The organism is Chitinophaga sp. W2I13 (assembly GCF_050434005.1).
Taxonomy (GTDB): Bacteria; Bacteroidota; Bacteroidia; order Chitinophagales; family Chitinophagaceae; genus Chitinophaga.
Genome location: NZ_JBNPWD010000001.1, coordinates 2,637,746 through 2,659,646 on the forward strand (window position 1 = coordinate 2,637,746; position 21,901 = coordinate 2,659,646).

The following is a 21,901-nucleotide window of genomic DNA, read 5'->3' on the forward strand; positions in this document are numbered from 1 at the left end:
GGAATATTTCCCCGGCGGGATTGTTAAATGCTAAAAGCTAATGAATTAAATGCTAAAAGCCACTATTGTATTTCCCAAAACAGTTTACTAGTTTTCAAACATGATCCAAACACCTCGACTACAATTGTTGCCGTGCTCACTGGAGCATTTCGAATTGCTATTACAGGGCAACGATCACCTGGCCGACCTGCTTGGCATTTCTGTTCCGGAAGGTTGGACGGAGTATCCCGAAATGGTTCTGGTGGCGTATGATAAATTACGCAACGACCCCGCCATGCTTGGCTGGTTCTTTTACCTGGTGATTCACCGCGCCGATAAACGGCTGATTGGCGCCGGCGGCTTCAAAGGCAAGCCCAATGAAGATGGGCTTGTGGAAATGGGGTATGAAATAACAGCCGCCTACCGGGAAAAAGGATTGGGCACTGAAATGGCTGAAGGCCTTATCCGCTTTGCCTTCGGACATTCTTATGTGCACCGGGTCATTGCCCACACCGAAGAAGAATATAACGCCTCCGTTAAAATATTACAAAAAGCGGGGATGCGATTTGTAGGTACATTTAAAAATAAAGAAGGAGAAGACCTCTGGGAATGGGAAATCACCCGCAATCATTACCAGGAGAAATAACTGTAATTCACGTGAACAATCTTTAAAAGTAGCTGTAGTAAGCCCCGTTCATCCATCTTTTCGTCTGTCAAATACCCGCTTTCCCTTATTTTTGGTCCTTTGTTTTAAACCAATCATTGATATACTCATGAAGAAATGGATAATGTGTGCAGCCATGCTTTGCAGCGTAGGCGCATATGCACAAAGCAGTACCAACACAGAGGGAAGCCACTATCAGTTTACCGTTTTAAAGAACCTGGACGCAGGTGATGTGCAAAACCAGGGCCGTACCGGCACCTGCTGGTCTTTTTCCGGCCTGTCTTTCTTTGAATCAGAAATACTTCGCACCGGTAAAAATAAAGGACTGAACCTCAGTGAAATGTACGTGGTACGCAAAATGTATCCGCTGAAAGCCGCTAACTATGTACGCATGCATGGAAAAGCCAACTTCGGTGAAGGCGGCGGTTTCCCGGATGACCTGCTCTGCCTCCGTGAATATGGACTGGTACCACAAACAGCCTACGATGGCAATAAAGGTAAAATGTACAACCACGCTGAAATGGAAAGCCTCCTGGAAGGTATGGTGAATAAAATAGGCAATGCACAAGGCACTATCAACCCCGACTGGTCAAAAGCTTTCGACGGCGTGTTGAATGCCTATATGGGCGACGCTCCGGAAAAATTCCAGTATAACGGTAAAACCTATACGCCGCAGACCTTCGCAAAAGAACTGGGCCTGAACGCCGATGATTACGTACTGATTTCTTCCTTCACACACCACCCGTACAATTCACAGTTTGTACTGGAAGTACCGGATAACTGGAACTGGGAAAAAGTATATAACGTAAACCTGAATGACTTTACCGCCATCGCTGAAAATGCTATCATGAACGGCTATTCCATTGCATGGGCTGCTGATGTAAGCGAAAAAGGATTCAATTTTAAAGACGGACTGGCTATCGTTCCTGAAAAAGACTGGACGGATATGACCGCCGAAGAAAGAAAAAATGCTTTCCTGGAACCAGGCAAAGAAAAAACAATCACCCCTGAAGTACGCCAACAGGCTTTCGATAACTTCGAAACACAGGATGATCACGGTATGCATATTGTAGGCCTGGTAAAAGATCAGAACGGAAACAAATACTTCCGCGTGAAAAACTCCTGGGGTACCGATAATCCGGGTCAGGGATATTTCTACGCTTCTGAGCCTTACTTTGCCTATAAAACCACCTGTTACATGGTAAACAAAAAAGCCTTACCGGCAGATGTTGCAAAGAAACTGGGGATTAAATAATTAGGGATCGCCTCCGGCGATTTTAAATTGTCTTGGAGCACTGATTACGCTGATTATACTGATTTGCTTGATTTGATCATTATTGATTTTAAAAGATTTGGGGAGATATAAGCGGATATATTCGCTTTTATCTCCCCAAAATATTTATCAGAATATCCGTTCAGTAGGCTTTTTCACCCTGGTTAATCATATTTCTCTTTTTAAAATATATTTGCCCTGGTCAACTAATAATTATTGACTTCGTCAATTATTATCTTCCAAAACAAATACAGTAAAAGAAATTAACGTTTTCCTTCCTGTTGCTGGGCGTAAGAATAGCTTCCTAAACGGAACTTGAGCGGCACGCCTGTTTGTTTTTGCCAAACCCATTCTTTCTTACAAAAAAAACCAAAGTGCTGCTGGTAATATGCATCGGCTGCAAGACAGTAAACCGGGGCAGCTACAGGAACCGGAGTCGGGAATTTCCGGGTGGAAGCGGAAAGCAGTGTTGCCGGTTTTAACAGGAATCCGGTAGTATCACACAACGTAAACGACAGTGGCTTCACTGCCACCGACAACACCGGGGCTGCCGGTTTCAATGTAAGCGTTTGCGCCCCGGCTATCATGCCGGGGAATAAACAAACCACACTTATCCACCATCGCTGCATATATCAGGATATTTCTTCAAAACTGCCAATGCCTTCACGGACCAACACCGGTTCTGCACCGGTACAATCCACAACGGTAGAAAAACCCATACCGCCGGGTCCTCCGTCTATTACAATATCTACCTGGTTGCCGAATTTCTCATAAATGATCTCCGGGTCCGTATATTCTTCCACGTAATCTTCTATCGGCAACGTAGTACTCATAATGGGATTGCCAAGTTCTTTTACAATAGTGCGGCAAATATTATTATCCGGTACCCTGATACCCACGGTGTCTTTCTTCGTTTTTAATAATTTGGGCACCATGCGGCTGGCAGGCAAAATAAAGGTGTACGGACCAGGCAATGCCTTTTTCAGCATACGGAAAATGGGCGTATCCACACTTTTCGCGTAGTCCGACAAATGACTCAGGTCGTAACAGATAAAGGAAAAGTTTGCTTTTTTCGGATCTATCTGTTTAATCCTCGCAATACGTTCTATGGCCTTGTGTTGGGTAATATCACAGCCTAAACCATAAACCGTATCAGTTGGATAAATAATAATTCCCCCGTCTTTTAAACATTCAATAATCGTTTTTAAATGACGGGGATTCGGGTTATCCGGGTGTACGTTTAATAGCATATATAAAGTTAACGATTGTGTTTCACTTTCAGGTTTTTAGCCTACCTTTCGTCCCGATTTTTCTAAACCTACGCAATGAATTTAAAAGGCATTGTTCCCAGAACGTGGAGGAGACTGAAGAGAGTAGTACTGGTTTTAATTGTTGCACAATTTTTATACATCCTCTTGCTGAAATGGGTGAACCCGCCTATTACCATTACAGAAATCTCCAGCTGGTTCAGCCTTTGGGGAACAGATAAAAAACTTCAGAAATCCTGGGTGAATTACGATGAAATATCCCAACACGCCAAACTGGCCGTGATAGCCAGCGAGGACCAGCTTTTTACAGATCATAATGGTTTCGACTTCAAATCCATCGAAAAGGCGATGAAGCACAACCAGCAAAGCAAAAAAATCAAAGGCGCCAGCACGATCAGTCAGCAGGTAGCAAAAAATGTTTTCCTCTGGCAGGGACGCAGCTGGTTCCGCAAAGGGCTGGAAGTATACTTCACTTTCATGATTGAAAAAATTTGGGGTAAGCAGCGTATCCTTGAAGTGTACCTGAATGTGGCAGAAATGGGAGAGGGCGTGTTTGGGGTGGAAGCGGCCGCCCAGGCCAACTATCAAAAAAGCGCCGCCAGCCTTAACAGGGAAGAAGCCGCTATGATTGCCGCCTGTTTACCTAACCCGCTTAAATATACCATTAATCCGCCTGCGCGGATCACGGCTTACCGGCAGCGTAAGATACTGGTGCAAATGCGTAACCTCTCGCCGGACCCTGATATTATGGAGTTGGTTACCGGCAGAAAATAATCAGGGCCGGTTAAGCAACTGCTGCACGGCAGCTATTGCCAGGGCTTCCCGCTCTTCATAAGTACCCCTGATATCTTCCCATTCAACACCGGAATTGCTGACGATTTCCCGGTAAATGTCATAAAAATAATGGCGCATTTCCGGGTCGGGATATTCCCGCTGCGGATCTTCTTCCCACGGCAAATCAACATAGGTGAGCAGGTACAAATCGCACTGCTGGCGGGCAATTTGCTGTAAAATCCGCGGATCACAGCGGCCGTATTTATGTTCGCTCCATACCTTAATTACATACAGGTCGGTGTCACAGATCAACACCCCATTGGCCTGCCGGGCCATATGCTGCTCCAGCGCTATCTGGCCGGCGGCAATTTCCAGCAGATCGGATTCTTCGTACGGCCGTTGGAGTTGATCAAGATACTCACGCGCATATTCCGGCGTCCATACGGTATTAAAATGTGCCGCCAGCTTTTCGCTGAGGGTGCTCTTCCCGGTAGATTCAGGTCCTATAACAACTACTTTCTTCATTTATGAGACATTTCTCTTTGCAACACTTCTTTTCTCCAGCTAAGATACCCGAATATGGCAATGGTAAATAAAAAGACGGTTAACCCGGCAGTAAGATACAAATGCTTATATATTAACAGCGGGATGGCTACCAGGTTGGAAATATTGAGGAATATCCAGTTTTCCAGTTTCCGCCTGGCCAGCAACCACATACCCGCGCAGGCAGTAGCGGATACAAAGGCATCCATCACCGGCACATTGGAATCGGAAAAACGGCTTAGCAGGAAATAAAAAATCCCCCAGCCGGCCAGTGCAATGAAAACCGCGGTGGTCAATTCTTTACTGGTACTGCGCATTACTGGCGTTGCCGGCTCCTCCGGGCCTTTTTTTGCCCAATAGATCCAGCCGTATACGCTCATCACCAGGTAATACGCGTTCAGCGCGGCATCGGCATATAGCTTGAAATGCTCTCTCGACAGGAGATAGGTATAAATACCCGTGCTCACGATGCCGGTAGGGTATACCAGTATGTTATTATTTTTTTGAAAGATGACCGACAAGACAGCAAAAAAAACAGCTACTGCTTCCAGCCAGGTCATCTGGTGAAGACCTTCTAATATGCCCTGGTATAAATCGTTCATAGTGCGAAAGTGGATAAATAATTCCGGATTATGACATCCGGGATACAGCAGATACAGCATCCCGGAAAAATTATTTTTTATCTCCGATCAGTGTACCTGATACGTTCCAGAAGCTCTGGCTGGTCCCTTCCGGCTTTCCCTGCGGAATAGCCACCTGTATGGTATGCTGTCCGGGAGTGATATCTGGCAGCGAGATGAACACCGGTGAAGTAAGCGTGCCCGGGCACCAGTTGGAACGGCTTAGATCAGAGGAGGAAAGCCCGTTGCCAAAGTTGCCGGATGCCGGGTTAGATAAACGATAGGTCGCACAATCTGTGCGCCACGGAATAAAATGATACACCCGTTTCCCATCTACAAAAATTTCATTCTGTTTAGGATTAAACTCATCGCCTCCGCCCCAGCCACCATGGCCGGTAGTCAGGAACCTTAACTGAATATTTTTAACCCCTTCCGGAATGGTGACGGTTACTTTCAGGGAGTCTTTATCAAACAGGGTAGCATACTCCTGCCCGGCCATTTCCATCAGGTTGGTGGTATTGAAAACCGGGTATATCCAGTTGGCTGACGGCCGGTTTTCATCTTCCGGATCGCCGGGGTAATATTTAAGACTAAGACTTACTTTATGCCCGCCTTTATCGTAATTGCCAATATATACGCCCAGCCACACATCGCCCTGAAGGCGGCTGTGCAGCTCAGTGATGTCTTGTTTGTAAATCACAGAGTCCGCCCAGTTGTAACCGGCAATCTTTACCTGATTGTTAAACTGCCGTACGCCGAATGGCGTAAAAAAGCGCAATACTTCCAGTGCCGGCAAATAATTATCAGTGGCCACCATGCCCTGGTATTGCTTGCCGTTTTTAGCCGTAAATAACGGTAACGTCCCAACGCCCTTTTGCAAACCATCCAGGAAAGAGATGGCTTTATCTGCGGGGATCATAAATACGGAACCGGTTCTGTCGTACGCATCCCCGTTGGAGTATTGCCTGAGTTCCGCAAATAATGTCTGGCCCTTCTTCACTGCCGGCAGGCTTACTTTTTTAAGGATCACGGTGCCACCCGCGAAATGATAGGTTTGGTTCAGTTGCTCACCGGGAGGGTTAGGCGTATTATTGCCCCAGCTGATCTGTTCCTGGTTAAACACGGGGAGGGTGGTATAGCGGCTGTCTATTACCTGCCGTGTATACGCGGCATCGTTTACCAGGGTACCGGTATTGGATGGCCAGGCCAGTTCTTCAGCCGTTATTTTACGCCAGGTAATTTTCTTTGCAACCGTTTCGCTGTTGCCGTTACGTACCGTTTTAAGCACCAGGCCAAGGCCGGGCGCAATAGTAAGATTGGGAGTGCCTTTCAGCGGGAGATCATTGGTATACCATACTTCTATGGTATTGGAACGGATAAGCAGCTTTGCCTTTTTACATACATATCCGAGGATGGTAGCGGTATCCGGCAGTAACTCCGGGGTGGTATATCCAGAAAAGGCTTTTTTTAACGTATATACTTCCCCGTTGGGAAGACTTAACACCTGCAGGGTAGCCTGCTCCTGCAATTCCAGGAACTGCTCTTCTTTTTGTTTCCTGCCACCGCTAACAATGTGTGCACGGTGATGATCAATCATCAATTGCAGTTCGTTGCCGGGGATGGCTTTCCCATTGCTGCTGAAACCATAGGTAATAACAGCCGATGCGCTGTCCACGTTCTTCTTTTTTTGCGCCTGTACCGGTTGCAGGGCGAGGGCGATGCCGGTAACGATCAGTAGTAATTTTCTCATTGTAGCTGTTTGCTTGTGTTGTATAGGAGTAGCTGGCATTTATTTCCCGGTTAAACGCCAAAAAAAAGCACAGCCATAAAGACTGTGCTTTCGTTTAACACTATCATTCACTCAACTATGGCTTATTCTGCTTCTGCCACAACTTCCTTCACTTCAGGGATCATACGCTTCATCATGCCTTCAATGCCGGCTTTCAGCGTAATCATGGAGGAGGGGCAGCCTGAGCAGGAACCTTGCAACATCAGTGTAACCGTACCATTTTCATAGTCCTTGAACTGAATGGCGCCGCCATCCATTTCAACCGCAGGTTTCACATAGTTTTCAAGTAATTCCTTAATCCGTTTTACCACATCTGTATCGTCTGCACTCACTTCATTGCTCGCGGTAGATTTGGTAATAATCACCTCATCTTCGTTGATAACAGGACGGGAGTCTTCCAGGTATTCTTTCAGGAAGGCCTTAACAGTAGGAATTATATCGTTCCAGTCAGTTTCGCTGGTTTTTGTAAGCGTAATAAAGTTAGCCATAATAAATACGCCTCTGATGAAAGGGAAGCTAAACAGCTCTATGGCTAAAGGAGACGGTTTGGCACTGGCTTCATCCGGGAAATCAATGCTTTTGCCAGGGTACAGAAGCTTGTTTGCCACAAACTTCATGGTTTCCGGGTTTGGCGTCATCTCCGTATATATGCTGATGATTGGATTTCCTGTTTTAATCATTTTATCCTAATTTACTTATGCAAAGGTAGCATTTTTCAGGCAGATTTCCGGGATGCATCTAAATGTAGTCTATCGAAATTTACAATCCCGGTATAGTTCCCGGTGATATCCCCGTCACACCTCGATCTTCTTCATATTATACAAATTTTTCATTATGTTATTGAAAGAACTCTCTCCAAAAATTTATGACGCACTGAACCAGCAGGTGGAAATGGAAGCAGCCTCCTCCCAATATTACCTGGCAATGGCCTCCTGGTCAGAGGTGCAGGGGTACAATGGCGTGGCCCAGTTCCTGTACCGCCATTCCGATGAAGAAAGGGCCCACATGCTGAAGCTCCTGAAATTTATTAACGAAAGAGGTGGTCATGGCCTGGTTCCTGCATTAAAGCAGCCTACCGTGAAATTCAAAAGCATACATGCCATTTTTGAACAAGTGTTTAGTCATGAGTTGCTGGTTTCCAAAGAGATTAACAACCTCGTGGATTTGTGCCTCAGCGAAAAGGACTATGCCACTCACAATTTCCTGCAATGGTATGTGACCGAACAAATTGAAGAAGAACGCCTGGCCCGGCATATTCTTGATAAATTAAAACTGATCGGGGAAGACAAGGGCGGTCTTTACATTTTTGACCGCGACCTGGCTGTTCTGGACGGCAACGATAAACACTAACATTAGATTTAATTATTGCGCGTCACTTATTACTTTTGTGGTCACATATGCAAACATCAAAAGTTTTAAAAGCCCGCAAAAGAATTGCCCTCATCGCTCACGACCACAAAAAGGCGGAGTTAATTGAATGGGCCACCTATAATAAAACGGTACTGAGCCGCCATGAACTGTATGCAACCGGCACTACCGGTCTGCTGATAGAACAGGCGCTGGATGTATCTGTAAGAAAACTCCTGAGTGGCCCGCTGGGCGGCGATCAGCAAATTGGCGCCCTCGTGGCCACCGGGGAACTCGATGTAATCATTTTCTTCTGGGACCCAATGGAAGCCCTGCCTCATGACCCGGATATCAAAGCCCTGCTGCGCTTAGGTGTGGTGTGGAATATCCCGATGGCGAGCAACCGCGCATCTGCCGACTTCCTCCTCACATCCCCGCTCATGCACCAGGAATACGAAGCAAGTTTGCCGGACTACAGCCAGTATACAAAAAGGAAGATATAGGCGTTTTACTACCCGGATTTTCCGTACATTAAAGAAAAGCTCCGGGAATGAAAACTGCTTTTACCCTCTACTTTATTACCATTCTGACTGGTTTGGCTTTGCTGTGCAACGCACAAAATGATAGCAGCAAAGCCACCCGCGACTCCCTCACAAACTCACAACTGATCCTTACCACCCGCCTGCTCCGGGAAAACGATTCTCTCCAGAAAGCGGATGACGAACAGAAAAAACAGCTGCAGCAACAACTGCTGCTGATCAGTAACGACAACGACAACCGCAAAAAAGAACTGCAACAGAAACTCTCCGCTTTTGAACAGGCCGATTCCCTGAAAAAAGTAGCTGCCCGCCAGCGGATTATCCAGCTGAAAGCTACCAGCAAAGGCATTCCCGTAGTACCCTTCCGCCGTGATACCCTCTTCTATATTTATAACAAACTGGGACCACTGAACCCAAGCGACCGTGCAGTAAACATTGAACATAAACTGTCGCAGCTGGCCGACGATCCCTTTTTTATACCTGATTCAATTAAAGTTATACCCAACGAAAACAATATAGACGTTACCTATAATGAACTGGTGCTGCTAAGCGTAACAAATGACGACGCTCTTTGGCTGGACCAGGAAAAAGAGCCCGTTGCGCAAAAGTATGCCGCCGCTGTACGCAACGCGATATTACAGGAAAAGAAAGACAGCAGCCTGCAGAATGTCCTTGTCAGGATCGCCTGGCTATTACTGATCATCGTTATATTTTCCGCTATCGTATACGGCATCAACCGCTTGTTCAAACGGCTGCGAAAAAGGATCGTCCGTGAAAAAGACCGCTATTTCAAAGGCGTAAAAGTAAAAGATTACGCTTTGCTGAACCAGCAAAAGCAGATCGGTATTGTTTTTAACGCGTTGCGTATAGTAAGGATCGTGGCTATTCTTTTTGTCTTTTATATTACGCTGCCCTTTGTATTCAGCATCTTTCCATGGACAAAAGGCATCGCCGATAAACTGATCAACTGGACATTATCGCCCATCAAATCCATCCTGGTGGGCTTCCTGCATTATCTTCCCAAATTACTCACCATCATCGTATTTACCTTATCACGCGGTACCTGGTAAAACTGGTGAACTATCTCTCGGAAGAAGTGGCCACCGGCAACCTCTCGCTCAAGGGTTTTTATGCCGATTGGGCAAGACCCACCGGAAGCGGGATCAAGTTCCTGCTGTACGCCTTTATGTTCGTTGTCATATTTCCTTATTTGCCCGGATCAGATTCAAAAATATTCCAGGGCGTTTCTGTTTTCCTCGGCATCTTGTTTTCATTGGGTTCTTCTTCCGCCATTTCCAATGTGATAGCGGGTTTTGTAATTACGTACATGCGCCCTTTTAAGATCGGAGACCGGGTAAAAATCGGGGAAATTACGGGAGATGTAATTGAAAAGAACCTACTGGTAACCAGGCTGCGCACGATTAAGAACGAAGAAATTACGGTGCCTAACGCCAGCATATTAAGTGGCCATACCATTAACTTCACCACATCCAGCAAAGACCTTGGCCTCATCTTACATACTACCGTTACTATCGGCTATGAAGTGCCCTGGAAAAAAGTACATGAAATGCTGATCAAGGCTGCTATAGAAACAGACGGCGTTATGAAAGACAAACCGCCCTTTGTTTTACAAACCAGCCTGGATGATTTTGCTATCGCTTACGAAATCAATGTATATACCGATCATTCCCATAAAATGGCAGTCATCTATTCTGATCTGCACCGGCATATCATAGATGAGTTTAATGCTGCGGGTATTGAAATTATGTCGCCGCATTTCATTGCACACCGCGATGGAAATATGACCACGGTCCCAACAGAATATTTGCCGGAAGATTACCAGGCGCCTGCTACGAAGCTGAAGATGGAGAAAGATTAGTTCCCTATCTTCATAAGAATCACATATTTGTATCGGATCAGCCCTGCTTTTTGCTATTTTCGCATCTTACGGTTAAAAAGTCAGGCTGATGTTGAAGCAATTTATAGCAGGCGCAATACTATTGATTATCGGAATGCAGCAGGCATGGGCGCAATTGCCCCCCAAACGCGAGCTAAGAGCGGTGTGGATTGCCACTGTGGAAAATATTGACTGGCCATCGCGGCGGGGCCTGAGTACAGAGCAGCAAAAGCAGGAATTCATTGCCATACTCGACCAGCAACAGCGAAATGGTATGAATGCGGTAGTGGTGCAGGTGCGCCCGGCTACCGACGCCTTTTATCCATCTCCATATGAGCCCTGGTCTGAATACCTCACGGGCGTGCAGGGGCAGGCGCCAAACCCGTACTATGATCCGTTACAGTTCATGGTGGAAGAAACGCATAAACGCGGCATGGAATTTCATGCCTGGTTTAACCCATACAGGGCTGTATTTAATACAAGCCGCAGCAGCGTGGCAGCCAATCATATTACCCGCCTGAAACCACAATGGTTCGTTGTTTACGACAATAAAAAATATTTTGATCCGGGCATTCCGGAAGTGCGCGAATATGTAACGATGGTTATCCGCGACGTGGTAAAACGCTACGATATCGACGCCGTACATTTCGATGATTATTTTTATCCTTACCGGGTTCCGGGAAAAGAATTCCCGGATAACAGCTCCTACCGCCTGTATGGCAACAATATGATGAAAGATGACTGGCGCCGCGCCAATACAGATGCCATCATAAAAATGCTGAGCGTAGCCATCAAAGCAGAAAAACCCTGGGTAAAGTTTGGTGTCAGTCCCTTTGGCGTTTGGCGTAACAAAGACAAAGACCAGGAAGGATCCTATACCAAAGGCGGTCAAACCAACTACGACGATCTGTTTGCCGATATCCTGAAATGGCTGAAAAACGGCTGGATCGATTATGTGGCACCGCAGATCTATTGGGAGCGCGGACACCGGCTGGCCGACTACGAAATATTGCTGAACTGGTGGAGCCAACATGGCTATGGCCGCCACGTGTATATTGGCCACGGCGTGTACCGGATTGGCAGCAATGCGGCCTGGAAAAATCCAAATGAATTACCGGCACAAATAGAAGAAGCGAGAACACTGAACACTATCCAAGGCAGTATTTTTTACAGTGCGGCCTCTTTCCGCGGCAACCCGCTGGGCATTGAAGATGCGTTGCGTACCCGTCTTTATAAGTACCCTGCATTACGGCCTATTATGCCGTGGCTGCCAAAGGAAACACCCGAAGCGCCTTACTTTATTGATGCCTTTGAACGGCCGGGAGGACTGGAAATACACTGGGCAGATGATGATACCAGCGGCCACACCAAACAGTATGTCCTGTACCGGTTTGAGCAAAACGAAGCGATTAACGTCAGCGACCCTACGAAAATTATCAGTATCCTGTCGCAGTCGTCCGATCCTGAATTTAAGGACCTCACTTATGTGAAAGGGAAGCTGTATACCTACATCGTCACCGCGCTCGACAGATTACAGAATGAGAGTCATATCAGCGAGCCACTGCGTATGCGGCAGTTAAATGGAAAAGTACAATTCCTTTTCGAGCCATAGCAGCGGGAAACAGGCGCATTAAAAAATCAGTGCGCCTGTTTCCATATCTATCGCGGTGGCTTCTGCAGGAAGTTTTAATTCCGGGAAGGCATCTGTGTGCTGCAGTGCAACAGTAGACCCCAGCAACCCGCCGGCAACGCCGCCCATTAAGGCCCCGCCTATAATAGCGCTTTGCCTCCTTTCATAGGCCGACAAATAAGAAGTGATCACATAGCCATAACCGCTGCGGGAAAGCCCTACCAGTGATTTATCATCGTATTTAAACACTGCCCCGTTTTTTACCACACCCCATAAGGCAGGAACAATTGTTTTCTGGCCATCGCCGGGAATAGCATACACCTTTACTTTGCCCGCTTTCCCTTTTGTTTCATATTGCAGGATATCAGGCTTGTTCTCCAGGAAACTGGCGAATGACAGGTATATACCATCGTTCATAACAGGGTCCTTCAGCGCCGGCAGTTCCCGCTTTTTTGCATAAATTCCTGTGGTCGCGGCATAGGAGAGTCCCGGCCCGGCGTCCGCCAGCACTGAATCCAGGACCCCGGCGCCGGCCGCATAAAATTCCTTGAATGCATTTGAGATATTGTTCCGGTGCTGGTGGGTTACATCAAAGCCATTGTTCAAATGTGTTATATCCATGGCTTTCAGCAATTTGTAGGTGTCGTCGCCAGTTTGTACGTAGGCGGTTGCTTTTACACGGACATAGGCTTTTTCTCCCATCATCTGGGTACGTTCCCCAATGCGAAGATCTTCTACCACCCATATAAGCCGGGGCTTACCGGGGGTGAATATGCCTCCGAAGGTATTGTTTACGAACTCCTGCAGGTACCTGCCCATTTCCTTATCGGGGATGGCTTCTGCCTTATTGTTGAAAAGCCCGGTTTGTAAAAAGCCAATGCGGGCAGTATCCCATACCGCGCTGACAATGGCAATTCCGGATACTTTCGCCTGCAGGCTGTCGGCGGTAAAGGGGGAGGCCTTCGCCAGGCTTACTTTTTTTTGTGAGATGGCAGCCGGCGCTTCGGCGGCATCCTGTGCGCGGGCCGGCAGCAGAAATCCGGCAGACACTAAAAACGCACTCATGAATAGCTTTGGGAGCATAAAATTGGTATAGGCGTTTATGTTAGTAAAGGGTATCCTTCAAATATAATACAGGGCGGTTGAAAAAGCACCTCGCACAAAAGTGTTATAATCCGGGTCACTTTAAAGATGCCGGCCTGAGCCTTAAAATGGAACCAATTTGTCCTGAGGGAGCAGCCATTTTTTCAAATATTCTAACAATTACCGCCATCTTTTTATGTTTTTCTAAATTTTAACCGTCTAACAAAAGTTTATACAAAAAATACCGCGTTCCTTTAGTATCTTTAAACCGTTCCCGAATTATATCGTACACCATCACCCGCGGCGCAAGTCAGAAGGGAAGGGTGTGCCAAAGCAAAAAATCTAAACCAAATGGATGAAGTGAAGCAAACGCAAGGTTTATACCGTCCGGAATTTGAACATGATGCCTGCGGAACAGGTTTTACTGCCCACATCAAGGGTCGTAAATCCCACCATATTATACGTGATGCCTTAACCATGCTGGAAAACATGGAACACCGCGGAGCCTGCGGTTGTGAGCAGAACACGGGAGATGGTGCAGGAATACTGTTTCAAACGCCCCATGAGTTCCTGTATGATGAATGCCTGAAACTGGGCATCGCCTTACCGGAGTTTGGAAAATACGGTGTAGGCATGGTCTTCTTTCCGAAAGAGCCACGCTGGCGTGAAGAATGCCGTGAAATATTTCAACGCAGCGCAGAGAAACTGGGCCTGGAAATTCTGGGTTACCGTAAAGTACCGGTACGCCCGGATGGTATTGGTGAATCAGCCCTTTCTGTAGAACCGGAAATTGAACAGGTATTTATTGCCTGCCCTTATCATATCAGCGATCCGGAAATTTTTGAGCGCAAACTGTTTGTGCTCCGTAACTACGTTTCCAAAACCGTTCGCAATACCGTTCCTAAAGAGAAATCGCTGTTTTACATTGCGTCCCTCTCTTATAAAACAATTGTATATAAAGGTCAGCTGACCACCTACCAGGTGCGTCATTATTATACAGACCTCAGCGATGAGAAAATGGTGTCGGCTTTTGCCCTCATCCACTCCCGGTTTGCCACCAACACCTTCCCCAGCTGGAGATTGGCCCACCCTTACAGGTACATTGCCCACAACGGGGAAATCAATACGCTGAAAGGTAACCTTAACTGGCTCCGCGCCGGCGAAAGGGACTTTATTTCCAAATATTTCAGCAAAGAAGAGATGGAAATGCTGCTTCCCATCGTGGAAGAAGGCCAGTCCGACTCTGCCAGCCTGGATAATGTGATTGAGCTGCTCACCATGACAGGCCGCTCCCTGCCGCATGTAATGATGATGCTGGTACCGGAAGCCTGGGACGGCAACGAAGACATGGGCGAAGAAAAGAAAGCGTTCTATGAATATCATGCCTCCCTCATGGAGCCATGGGATGGTCCTGCTTCCATTTCTTTCACTGATGGTAAAATTATTGGCGCTACCCTGGATCGTAACGGTTTACGTCCGAGCCGCTTCGTGGTAACAAAAGACGATCGCGTAATCATGGCTTCTGAAGCCGGTGTATTGCCCATCGATCCAAAAAATATTAAAGAGAAAGGCCGCCTGCAACCTGGTAAAATGTTTATCGTAGACATGGACCAGGGCCGCATCATAGGTGATGAAGAGCTGAAACAACAGATCTGCTCCCAGCAACCTTATGGCGAATGGCTGAATAAATATAAGATCCGCCTGGAAGAACTGCCGGAACCAAGAGTAACCTTTACTCACCTGGAACACGACCAGATCTTTAAATACCAGCGCGCTTTCGGTTACAGCACAGAAGACCTGGATCACATCATTGCCCCAATGGCAATTGATGGCAAGGAACCTGTTGGCTCTATGGGTACAGATACCCCGCTGGCAGTACTGAGCAATCAGCCACAACATCTCTGTAACTATTTCAAACAATTATTTGCACAGGTAACCAACCCGCCGATTGATCCTATCAGGGAAAGACTGGTGATGTCGCTGGCTACTTTTGTAGGCAACAACGGTAACCTGCTGGATGAAGATCCGCTGCACTGCCATGGTTTGGCGCTGCGCCACCCGATCCTCAACAACCACGAACTGGAAAAGATCCGCAGTATCGATACCGGCTTATTCCAGGCCAAAACATTGCATACCTATTTCAAGGCAGACGGTAAGCCCGGCTCCCTGGAAAAAGGATTGGCCCGCTTATGCCGCTACGCGGTAGACGCCGTGGAAGACGGTTTTGAAGTGATCATCCTTTCTGACCGTGCTATCGACTCAGAACACGCCGCCATTCCATCTATCCTGGCTGCATCCGCCGTTCACCACCACCTGATCCGCAAGGGTTACCGTGGTCAGGTAGGACTGATCGTGGAAGCCGGTGATGTTTGGGAAGTACACCACTTTGCCTGCCTGCTGGGCTTTGGCGTAACCGCCATCAACCCATACCTGGCCCTCAGCACCATCCGCGATATGAAGCTGAATGGCAAACTGGACACCGCGCTCGACGTAGATAAACTGAAGAAAAATTATATCAAAGCTATCTGTGACGGCCTTCTGAAAGTGTTCTCAAAGATGGGCATCTCCACCCTGCAATCATATCAGGGTGCACAGATCTTCGAAATATTGGGTATCAACCAGGCAACTGTTGATAAATATTTCACCGGCGCCGTTTCCCGTATCCAGGGATTGGGACTCGATGAAATTGCCCGTGAAACACTGGCTAAACACTGGATGGGCTACGGTCGTAAAGAAACACCGGTGCAGCGTTTAACAGAAGGTGGCGTATATCAGTGGAAACGTAAAGGAGAATTCCATCTCTTTAACCCCACTACTATTCACTACCTGCAACTGGCTACCCGTATGGGCGACTATGCTGCTTTCAAAAAGTATTCAAAAGCAGTAAACGATCAAAGCGAAAAAGCAGCCACTTTACGGAGCCTGTTTACGTTTAAAAAGAATCGTCCTTCTATTTCCATTGATGAAGTAGAACCAGCATCCAGCATCTTCAAGCGTTTTGCTACCGGTGCTATGAGCTTTGGATCTATTTCCCATGAGGCACACTCTACACTGGCCATTGCCATGAACCGTATCGGCGCAAAAAGCAATACCGGTGAGGGTGGGGAAGATGAGCTGCGTTATGAATTGCTGGAAAACGGCGACTCTATGCGTTCTGCCATCAAACAGGTTGCCAGCGCCCGTTTCGGGGTTACCAGCTACTACCTGACCAATGCCGACGAATTACAGATTAAAATGGCGCAGGGTGCAAAACCCGGCGAAGGCGGGCAGTTGCCCGGCCATAAAGTGGATGAGTGGATCGCAAAAGTAAGGCACTCCACACCCGGTGTGGGCCTCATTTCTCCGCCTCCTCACCACGATATTTATTCTATTGAGGATCTGGCACAGCTGATCTATGACCTGAAAAATGCTAACCGTGCCGCCCGTATCAGCGTGAAGCTGGTATCCAAGGCTGGTGTTGGTACTATCGCTGCCGGTGTTGCAAAAGCACACGCCGATGTGGTACTGGTTTCAGGTTTCGATGGCGGTACCGGCGCATCTCCTGAAAGCTCCATCAAACACGCAGGTTTGCCATGGGAGCTCGGTTTGGCCGAATCACACCAGACCCTCGTAAAAAATAAGCTCCGCAGCAGGGTAGTACTGCAAACAGATGGCCAGCTGAAAACCGGCCGCGACATTGCGATTGCTACCTTATTAGGTGCTGAAGAATGGGGTGTTGCTACCGCTGCCCTCGTGGTAGAAGGTTGTATCATGATGCGTAAATGCCATGTAAACACCTGTCCTGTTGGTGTGGCTACACAGGATCCTGAACTGCGCAAACGCTTCACCGGCGATCCGCAGCACGTGGTAAACCTGTTCACCTATCTCGTGGAAGAACTCCGCGAAATCATGGCTGACCTGGGCTTCCGCACCATCAATGAAATGGTGGGTCAGGTAGAATGCCTCCAGATGCGTGATAACATCACCAACTGGAAAACACAAAAACTGGATCTGTCACCGATCTTATATAAAGAAGAAGCTTCTGCCGAAACCGGCCTGTACAAACAGGAAGAACAGGATCACGGCATCAGCGAAGTAATCGACTGGCAACTGCTGAAGGCTGCACAGCCTGCACTGGAAAAGAAAGCCAGGGTATATCAGCAGTTCCCTGTAAAAAATACAGATCGTACCATCGGCACCATCTTGTCTAACGAAATATCCAAACGCTACAAGAGCGAAGGATTACCGGAAGACACCCTGCATTTCAAATTTATCGGATCTGCAGGCCAGAGCTTCGGCGCTTTCACCACCAAAGGGTTAACGCTGGAACTGGAAGGGGAAGCCAATGACTACTTCGGTAAAGGCTTGTCTGGCTCCAAACTGATCCTCTATCCACACGGAGAAGCAGGATTCAAGGCGGAAGAAAATATCATCGCAGGTAACGTTTGCTTCTATGGAGCAACTTCCGGTGAAGCTTTCATCCGCGGTAAGGCTGGCGAGCGTTTCTGTGTACGTAACTCCGGCGCTACCGTAGTAGTAGAAGGAGTGGGTGATCACGGATGTGAATACATGACCGGTGGTAAAGCGGTGATACTGGGTGAAACCGGCCGCAACTTCGGAGCAGGTATGAGCGGTGGTATTGCCTTTGTATACGATGTGAAAGGCACTTTCGCCAACTACTGCAACCGGGATATGATTGACCTCGATCCGCTGGATCAGGCAGATGTAGCCATGTTGCAGGATCTGATCACAAAACATCACGCCTACACAAACAGCACCGTGGCGAAGTTTATCCTGAAAGACTGGGAAAACCAACTGCGTCATTTTGTGAAAGTGTTCCCGAAAGAATACAAGGCAGCGTTGAAATCAGACAAAGTACAGGGTCAGAAAGTAGGTCACTAATTGAACAATTAACATTCATCATCAAAATATCCCTTGCAGGTAAGGGACTTGTGGAGGAAAATTATGGGTAAACCTACAGGATTCCTGGAATTTACACGCGAGCTGCCCGGGAAAGCGGATCCCCGGGAAAGGGTTGGTCACTATAATGAATTTGTAGAACGCTTCCCCGATAATAAATTAAATCAGCAAGCAGCCCGCTGTATGAACTGCGGCGTGCCTTTTTGCCACAGCGGATGCCCGCTGGGTAATGTGATACCGGAATTTAACGATGCCGTATACCGCCAGGATTGGAAAGAAGCGTATGATATACTGTCCTCGACCAATAACTTCCCGGAATTTACCGGACGTATTTGCCCGGCTCCCTGCGAAAGCGCCTGTGTGCTCGGTATTAACCAGCCCCCGGTAGCTATCGAGGAAATAGAAAAACACATCATTGAAGTAGCTTTCGATAAAGGTCTGGTACAGGCAAAAGCGCCCCGTATGCGTACCGGCAAAAAAATAGCTGTTATTGGTTCCGGCCCCGCCGGTTTAGCCGCAGCAGCACAGTTGAACTATGCCGGCCATACCGTTACCGTGTTTGAACGCGATGATGCACCTGGCGGACTTTTACGCTACGGTATTCCGGACTTCAAACTGGAAAAATGGGTAGTAGACCGCCGTGTGAAACTGATGGAAGAAGAAGGCGTGGTGTTTCAATGCAATGCCAATGTAGGCGTTAACGTTAGTACCAATGATCTGCTGAGAGAATACAACGCAATTGTACTGGCTGGTGGTTCCACCATTCCACGCGACCTCCCTATCCAGGGCCGTGAGCTGAAAGGCGTACACTATGCGATGGACTTCCTGAAGCAGCAGAATAAAAGAGTAAGCAATATTGCAGTAGAAGGCAGCGATATACTGGCAACCGGCAAAAATGTAATTGTAATTGGTGGTGGTGATACCGGCTCCGATTGTGTGGGAACCAGTAACCGTCATGGCGCCAACAGCGTTACACAGCTGGAGTTATTACCAAAACCTCCGGGCGAACGTACGCCGTATATGCCATGGCCTACCTACCCGATGGTCTTAAAAACATCGTCTTCCCACGAAGAGGGAGCAGACCGTAAATGGGCCATCGCTACCAAATCCTTTATCGGGGATGATAACGGCCACCTGAAAGCCCTGCGCCTGGTAGACCTGCAATGGACCGCCAGCGCCGACGGCAGACCGGCAAAATTCACGGAAGTACCCGGATCAGAAAGAGATGTACCCTGCGAACTGGCCTTACTGGCTATGGGCTTCGTACATCCGCAGCATACCGGCTTACTGGATCAGCTGGAAGTGGAAAGAGATGAACGCGGTAATGTAAAAGCTACCGAAAAAGACTACCTGACATCTATTCCTAAAGTGTTCACTGCCGGCGATATGCGCCGCGGACAGTCACTGGTGGTATGGGCAATAAGTGAAGGTCGTGAGTGCGCAAGAAAAGTGGACGAATTCCTGATGGGCAGCTCCCAACTGGAAAGCAAAGACCATTCACTACAGGCAATGGCTTTATAATTCAATTATGTAAATCAAATTTTTTCTCATAAGCAGGTTTAGATTTTGTTGTAACCTTCAGCCGGGCCGGGTTTTTACCCGGCCTATATTTTTTTTAAAAAGACAGGATTCCCTCCCGGAAAGCAACCTGCTTCTGCTTAATGCCTGCCATTAATGCCACCCCTCTCGTGATTTTAAAGACATAATTCAAACATCAGCAGAAACAAAGCCGGTGTTCAGCTATTTCCGGCTAACCTCACTCCCTAAACCCAATACATTTGTTTATTATGAAACAACTGTTGTGTTTTTGGAACCTGCTGTTGCTCGGTATTTCCGTAGCAGCGCAAAATGTGCTGATTACAGACGCACCTCAACTAAAGAAAGGCCTGTATAAAACCTTTGAGGAATTTCAATCAAATAATCCTTCGGAAGAGGGAGACCTGGTAATAAAAAACCGCAGCTCCGCCGCGCAGATCTATCTGCTGGCCAACAGGAATGAATTGGTGCTCCGGGATGGCGCCGGCCAGGAACACAAACTGAAAAACTACTGGGGCTTTTGCGACGGAAGGAACATCTACATCAAAGACAACGGTCTTAATAAACTACAGGAAATCGGCTACTACTGCATATATGCCTTACACGGCATCCAGCCCTCCCGGGGATATTTAAACCAGGCGGATATGACAACAAACAGCATCAGCACACCGGTAGTGCTCAAAAAAGTGCTGAATGTGGTGACAGGCCAGATACTGGAACTATCTGCCTACAATCTCAAAAAATATATTCTCCCCCAGGACAGCGTATTGCTCGATGAATTCAGGGGCGACAGGGAAAAGAAAGATCAGCTGGAGTATTATATCTTCCGGTTTAATCAACGGAATAAACCCGGAATAAAGTAATTATTCTTCTTTCAAAATGATACTGTTTAAGTTTCGTTAACCCACTGCTGTTATGGCTTTGGTATATTGTGCCTATCACAATATTGTAAGATAAATAAACATTTTTTTCATGAAAAAAGAATTGATCAAAGCGTTGTTTAAACAATTTGAACAGGCTTGTTATGAACACAAAGGTATCGAATGCTGAAGCGCCAGGGAATTGCAGCAAATTCTTGGCTATTTAAGATGGGAAAATTTTTTCAAAGTCATTGAAAAGGCAAAGAATTCCTGCGAAAACAGTGGGATTATTGTTTCCGATCATTTTCGTGATATCACGAAAACGATCGCTGTTCCCAAAGGAGGCCAAAGGCAACTTCAGGACATCGCACTTACCCGCTACGCCTGCTACCTGATCGCTCAAAGTGGCGACACCCAAAAAGATCCGATTGCATTTGCACAAACCTACTTTGCCGTGCAAACCCGCAAACAGGAAATTGTTGAAAAAAGATTGCTGGATATTGACCGTATTAATGCCCGGGAAAAGCTATCGAAGTCAGAAAAGGCATTATCCGGTATTATTTACGAAAGAGGGGTGGACGATAAAGGATTTGCCCGGATCCGTTCGAAGGGCGATGAGGCTCTTTTCGGAGGATTTACCACCCGCGATATGAAGAGAAAACTGGTCATTCCCGAAAACAGGGCATTGGCCGACTTCCTTCCCACTATTACCATTAAAGCAAAAGACCTCGCCACAGAACTCACCAGTCATAATGTACTGGAAAAAGACCTGAAAGGAGAAGAGGATATTACCGAAGAACATGTTGACAACAATACCGCCGTTAGAAATGTGCTCCTGGAAAGAGGTGTAAAACCAGAAAGCCGTCCTCCGGCAGAAGATGTGGATAAAGTAAAAAGAAGAATTGAAAAAGAAGATAAAAATGCCCTGAATCAGGATAACTAAGTAATAAAAAACAACCCGTCCGGTCCATTTCCTTTTCGCCAATCTGTGCATATTACTACTCACCCCATTCTGTTTCCATCGCCAAAAAAAGTATGTCCGTTACCGTATTTGATGTATTCTTGCAATAACGATTCGTTGCCGGTACCTGAGGTATGGATTTTGTTGTACCCGCAGGCATGCGCCCGGTTGCACTATCCTGCCGGCAAAGTAAACCATAAACGTGCTTTTGCGTTTATATTCAGTAATTTACTTTTGTA

Annotated in this window: 19 protein-coding genes; 12 read left to right on the top strand and 7 right to left on the bottom strand. The window is 47.1% G+C overall.

The window, feature by feature from the left end:
• Positions 1 to 100: 100 nt before the first annotated feature.
• Positions 101 to 625, top strand: coding sequence for a GNAT family N-acetyltransferase (locus QFZ48_RS10745; protein WP_370908897.1), 525 nt, complete (start codon positions 101 to 103; stop codon positions 623 to 625).
• Positions 626 to 752: 127 nt separating this feature from the next.
• Positions 753 to 1,898 (top strand): aminopeptidase C, encoded by a 1,146-nt coding sequence (locus QFZ48_RS10750; RefSeq protein ID WP_429043189.1) that lies wholly within the window; start codon positions 753 to 755, stop codon positions 1,896 to 1,898.
• A gap of 281 nt (positions 1,899 to 2,179) precedes the next feature.
• Here QFZ48_RS10750 and QFZ48_RS10755 read toward each other — a convergent pair whose 3' ends face one another.
• Both QFZ48_RS10755 and QFZ48_RS10760 read right to left on the bottom strand, forming a co-directional pair.
• A complete protein-coding gene (locus QFZ48_RS10755; protein WP_429062242.1) occupies positions 2,180 to 2,545 on the bottom strand; it encodes a hypothetical protein in 366 nt (121 codons plus the stop codon).
• Positions 2,546 to 2,548: 3 nt separating this feature from the next.
• Positions 2,549 to 3,166 (bottom strand): L-threonylcarbamoyladenylate synthase, encoded by a 618-nt coding sequence (locus QFZ48_RS10760; protein WP_370908894.1) that lies wholly within the window; start codon positions 3,164 to 3,166, stop codon positions 2,549 to 2,551.
• Positions 3,167 to 3,241: 75 nt separating this feature from the next.
• Here QFZ48_RS10760 and mtgA point away from each other — a divergent pair, with 75 nt between their 5' ends.
• Positions 3,242 to 3,958 (top strand): monofunctional biosynthetic peptidoglycan transglycosylase, encoded by a 717-nt coding sequence (mtgA, locus tag QFZ48_RS10765; RefSeq protein WP_429043183.1) that lies wholly within the window; start codon positions 3,242 to 3,244, stop codon positions 3,956 to 3,958.
• On the opposite strand, the gene QFZ48_RS10770 is transcribed toward mtgA, so the two are convergent.
• The 4 genes from QFZ48_RS10770 to QFZ48_RS10785 all read right to left on the bottom strand — a co-directional run bounded on the left by QFZ48_RS10770 (position 3,959) and on the right by QFZ48_RS10785 (position 7,590).
• Positions 3,959 to 4,483 carry an AAA family ATPase gene (locus QFZ48_RS10770; RefSeq protein WP_429043180.1) on the bottom strand — a complete coding sequence of 175 codons (525 nt, stop codon included), beginning with the start codon at positions 4,481 to 4,483 and terminating at the stop codon, positions 3,959 to 3,961. It lies immediately after the preceding gene.
• Positions 4,480 to 5,103 carry a nicotinamide riboside transporter PnuC gene (pnuC, locus tag QFZ48_RS10775; RefSeq protein ID WP_429043177.1) on the bottom strand — a complete coding sequence of 208 codons (624 nt, stop codon included), beginning with the start codon at positions 5,101 to 5,103 and terminating at the stop codon, positions 4,480 to 4,482. The genes QFZ48_RS10770 and pnuC overlap by 4 nt, the downstream gene beginning before the upstream one ends.
• A 70-nt stretch (positions 5,104 to 5,173) precedes the next feature.
• Positions 5,174 to 6,871 (bottom strand): PNGase F N-terminal domain-containing protein, encoded by a 1,698-nt coding sequence (locus QFZ48_RS10780; RefSeq protein ID WP_429043175.1) that lies wholly within the window; start codon positions 6,869 to 6,871, stop codon positions 5,174 to 5,176.
• A gap of 122 nt (positions 6,872 to 6,993) precedes the next feature.
• Positions 6,994 to 7,590 (bottom strand): NifU family protein, encoded by a 597-nt coding sequence (locus QFZ48_RS10785; protein ID WP_370908889.1) that lies wholly within the window; start codon positions 7,588 to 7,590, stop codon positions 6,994 to 6,996.
• 154 nt (positions 7,591 to 7,744) lie between these two features.
• On the opposite strand from QFZ48_RS10785, the gene QFZ48_RS10790 reads away from it, so the two are divergent.
• The 5 genes from QFZ48_RS10790 (at position 7,745) to QFZ48_RS10810 (ending at position 12,305) form a co-directional block, all read left to right on the top strand.
• A complete protein-coding gene (locus QFZ48_RS10790; RefSeq protein ID WP_429043172.1) occupies positions 7,745 to 8,260 on the top strand; it encodes a ferritin in 516 nt (171 codons plus the stop codon).
• Between the two features lie 47 nt (positions 8,261 to 8,307).
• Complete coding sequence (locus tag QFZ48_RS10795) at positions 8,308 to 8,760, top strand: methylglyoxal synthase (protein ID WP_332004585.1); 453 nt, start codon at positions 8,308 to 8,310, stop codon at positions 8,758 to 8,760.
• 47 nt (positions 8,761 to 8,807) lie between these two features.
• A complete protein-coding gene (locus QFZ48_RS10800) occupies positions 8,808 to 9,866 on the top strand; it encodes a hypothetical protein (RefSeq protein ID WP_429062244.1) in 1,059 nt (352 codons plus the stop codon).
• A 5-nt stretch (positions 9,867 to 9,871) separates the two neighbouring features.
• Positions 9,872 to 10,675, top strand: a complete 804-nt coding sequence (locus tag QFZ48_RS10805; protein ID WP_429062246.1) for a mechanosensitive ion channel family protein — start codon at positions 9,872 to 9,874, stop codon at positions 10,673 to 10,675.
• An 88-nt stretch (positions 10,676 to 10,763) separates the two neighbouring features.
• A complete protein-coding gene (locus QFZ48_RS10810; protein WP_429062248.1) occupies positions 10,764 to 12,305 on the top strand; it encodes a family 10 glycosylhydrolase in 1,542 nt (513 codons plus the stop codon).
• 18 nt (positions 12,306 to 12,323) lie between these two features.
• On the opposite strand, the gene QFZ48_RS10815 is transcribed toward QFZ48_RS10810, so the two are convergent.
• Positions 12,324 to 13,388 carry a hypothetical protein gene (locus QFZ48_RS10815; RefSeq protein WP_429062249.1) on the bottom strand — a complete coding sequence of 355 codons (1,065 nt, stop codon included), beginning with the start codon at positions 13,386 to 13,388 and terminating at the stop codon, positions 12,324 to 12,326.
• Between the two features lie 369 nt (positions 13,389 to 13,757).
• On the opposite strand from QFZ48_RS10815, the gene gltB reads away from it, so the two are divergent.
• From gltB to dinD, 4 genes are all read left to right on the top strand, one after another.
• Positions 13,758 to 18,287 (top strand): glutamate synthase large subunit, encoded by a 4,530-nt coding sequence (gene gltB / locus QFZ48_RS10820; RefSeq protein ID WP_370908884.1) that lies wholly within the window; start codon positions 13,758 to 13,760, stop codon positions 18,285 to 18,287.
• Positions 18,288 to 18,350: 63 nt separating this feature from the next.
• On the top strand, positions 18,351 to 19,826 hold the full coding sequence (locus tag QFZ48_RS10825) for a glutamate synthase subunit beta (RefSeq protein ID WP_079471497.1): 1,476 nt from the start codon (positions 18,351 to 18,353) through the stop codon (positions 19,824 to 19,826).
• Positions 19,827 to 20,092: 266 nt separating this feature from the next.
• Entirely contained in the window at positions 20,093 to 20,704 is a 612-nt protein-coding gene (locus QFZ48_RS10830) for a hypothetical protein (protein WP_429043160.1), read from the top strand.
• Between the two features lie 199 nt (positions 20,705 to 20,903).
• Positions 20,904 to 21,644 carry a DNA damage-inducible protein D gene (gene dinD, locus QFZ48_RS10835; protein ID WP_429062251.1) on the top strand — a complete coding sequence of 247 codons (741 nt, stop codon included), beginning with the start codon at positions 20,904 to 20,906 and terminating at the stop codon, positions 21,642 to 21,644.
• The last annotated feature ends 257 nt before the right edge of the window (positions 21,645 to 21,901 follow it).

Coding starts and splice junctions, on each gene's coding strand:
- QFZ48_RS10745 (WP_370908897.1), top strand. CDS start 101: ATGATCCAAACACCTCGACTACAATTGTTGCCGTGCTCACTGGAGCAT.
- QFZ48_RS10750 (WP_429043189.1), top strand. CDS start 753: ATGAAGAAATGGATAATGTGTGCAGCCATGCTTTGCAGCGTAGGCGCA.
- QFZ48_RS10755 (WP_429062242.1), bottom strand. CDS start 2,545: ATGCAGCGATGGTGGATAAGTGTGGTTTGTTTATTCCCCGGCATGATA.
- QFZ48_RS10760 (WP_370908894.1), bottom strand. CDS start 3,166: ATGCTATTAAACGTACACCCGGATAACCCGAATCCCCGTCATTTAAAA.
- mtgA (WP_429043183.1), top strand. CDS start 3,242: ATGAATTTAAAAGGCATTGTTCCCAGAACGTGGAGGAGACTGAAGAGA.
- QFZ48_RS10770 (WP_429043180.1), bottom strand. CDS start 4,483: ATGAAGAAAGTAGTTGTTATAGGACCTGAATCTACCGGGAAGAGCACC.
- pnuC (WP_429043177.1), bottom strand. CDS start 5,103: ATGAACGATTTATACCAGGGCATATTAGAAGGTCTTCACCAGATGACC.
- QFZ48_RS10780 (WP_429043175.1), bottom strand. CDS start 6,871: ATGAGAAAATTACTACTGATCGTTACCGGCATCGCCCTCGCCCTGCAA.
- QFZ48_RS10785 (WP_370908889.1), bottom strand. CDS start 7,590: ATGATTAAAACAGGAAATCCAATCATCAGCATATATACGGAGATGACG.
- QFZ48_RS10790 (WP_429043172.1), top strand. CDS start 7,745: ATGTTATTGAAAGAACTCTCTCCAAAAATTTATGACGCACTGAACCAG.
- QFZ48_RS10795 (WP_332004585.1), top strand. CDS start 8,308: ATGCAAACATCAAAAGTTTTAAAAGCCCGCAAAAGAATTGCCCTCATC.
- QFZ48_RS10800 (WP_429062244.1), top strand. CDS start 8,808: ATGAAAACTGCTTTTACCCTCTACTTTATTACCATTCTGACTGGTTTG.
- QFZ48_RS10810 (WP_429062248.1), top strand. CDS start 10,764: ATGTTGAAGCAATTTATAGCAGGCGCAATACTATTGATTATCGGAATG.
- QFZ48_RS10815 (WP_429062249.1), bottom strand. CDS start 13,388: ATGAGTGCGTTTTTAGTGTCTGCCGGATTTCTGCTGCCGGCCCGCGCA.
- gltB (WP_370908884.1), top strand. CDS start 13,758: ATGGATGAAGTGAAGCAAACGCAAGGTTTATACCGTCCGGAATTTGAA.
- QFZ48_RS10825 (WP_079471497.1), top strand. CDS start 18,351: ATGGGTAAACCTACAGGATTCCTGGAATTTACACGCGAGCTGCCCGGG.
- QFZ48_RS10830 (WP_429043160.1), top strand. CDS start 20,093: ATGAAACAACTGTTGTGTTTTTGGAACCTGCTGTTGCTCGGTATTTCC.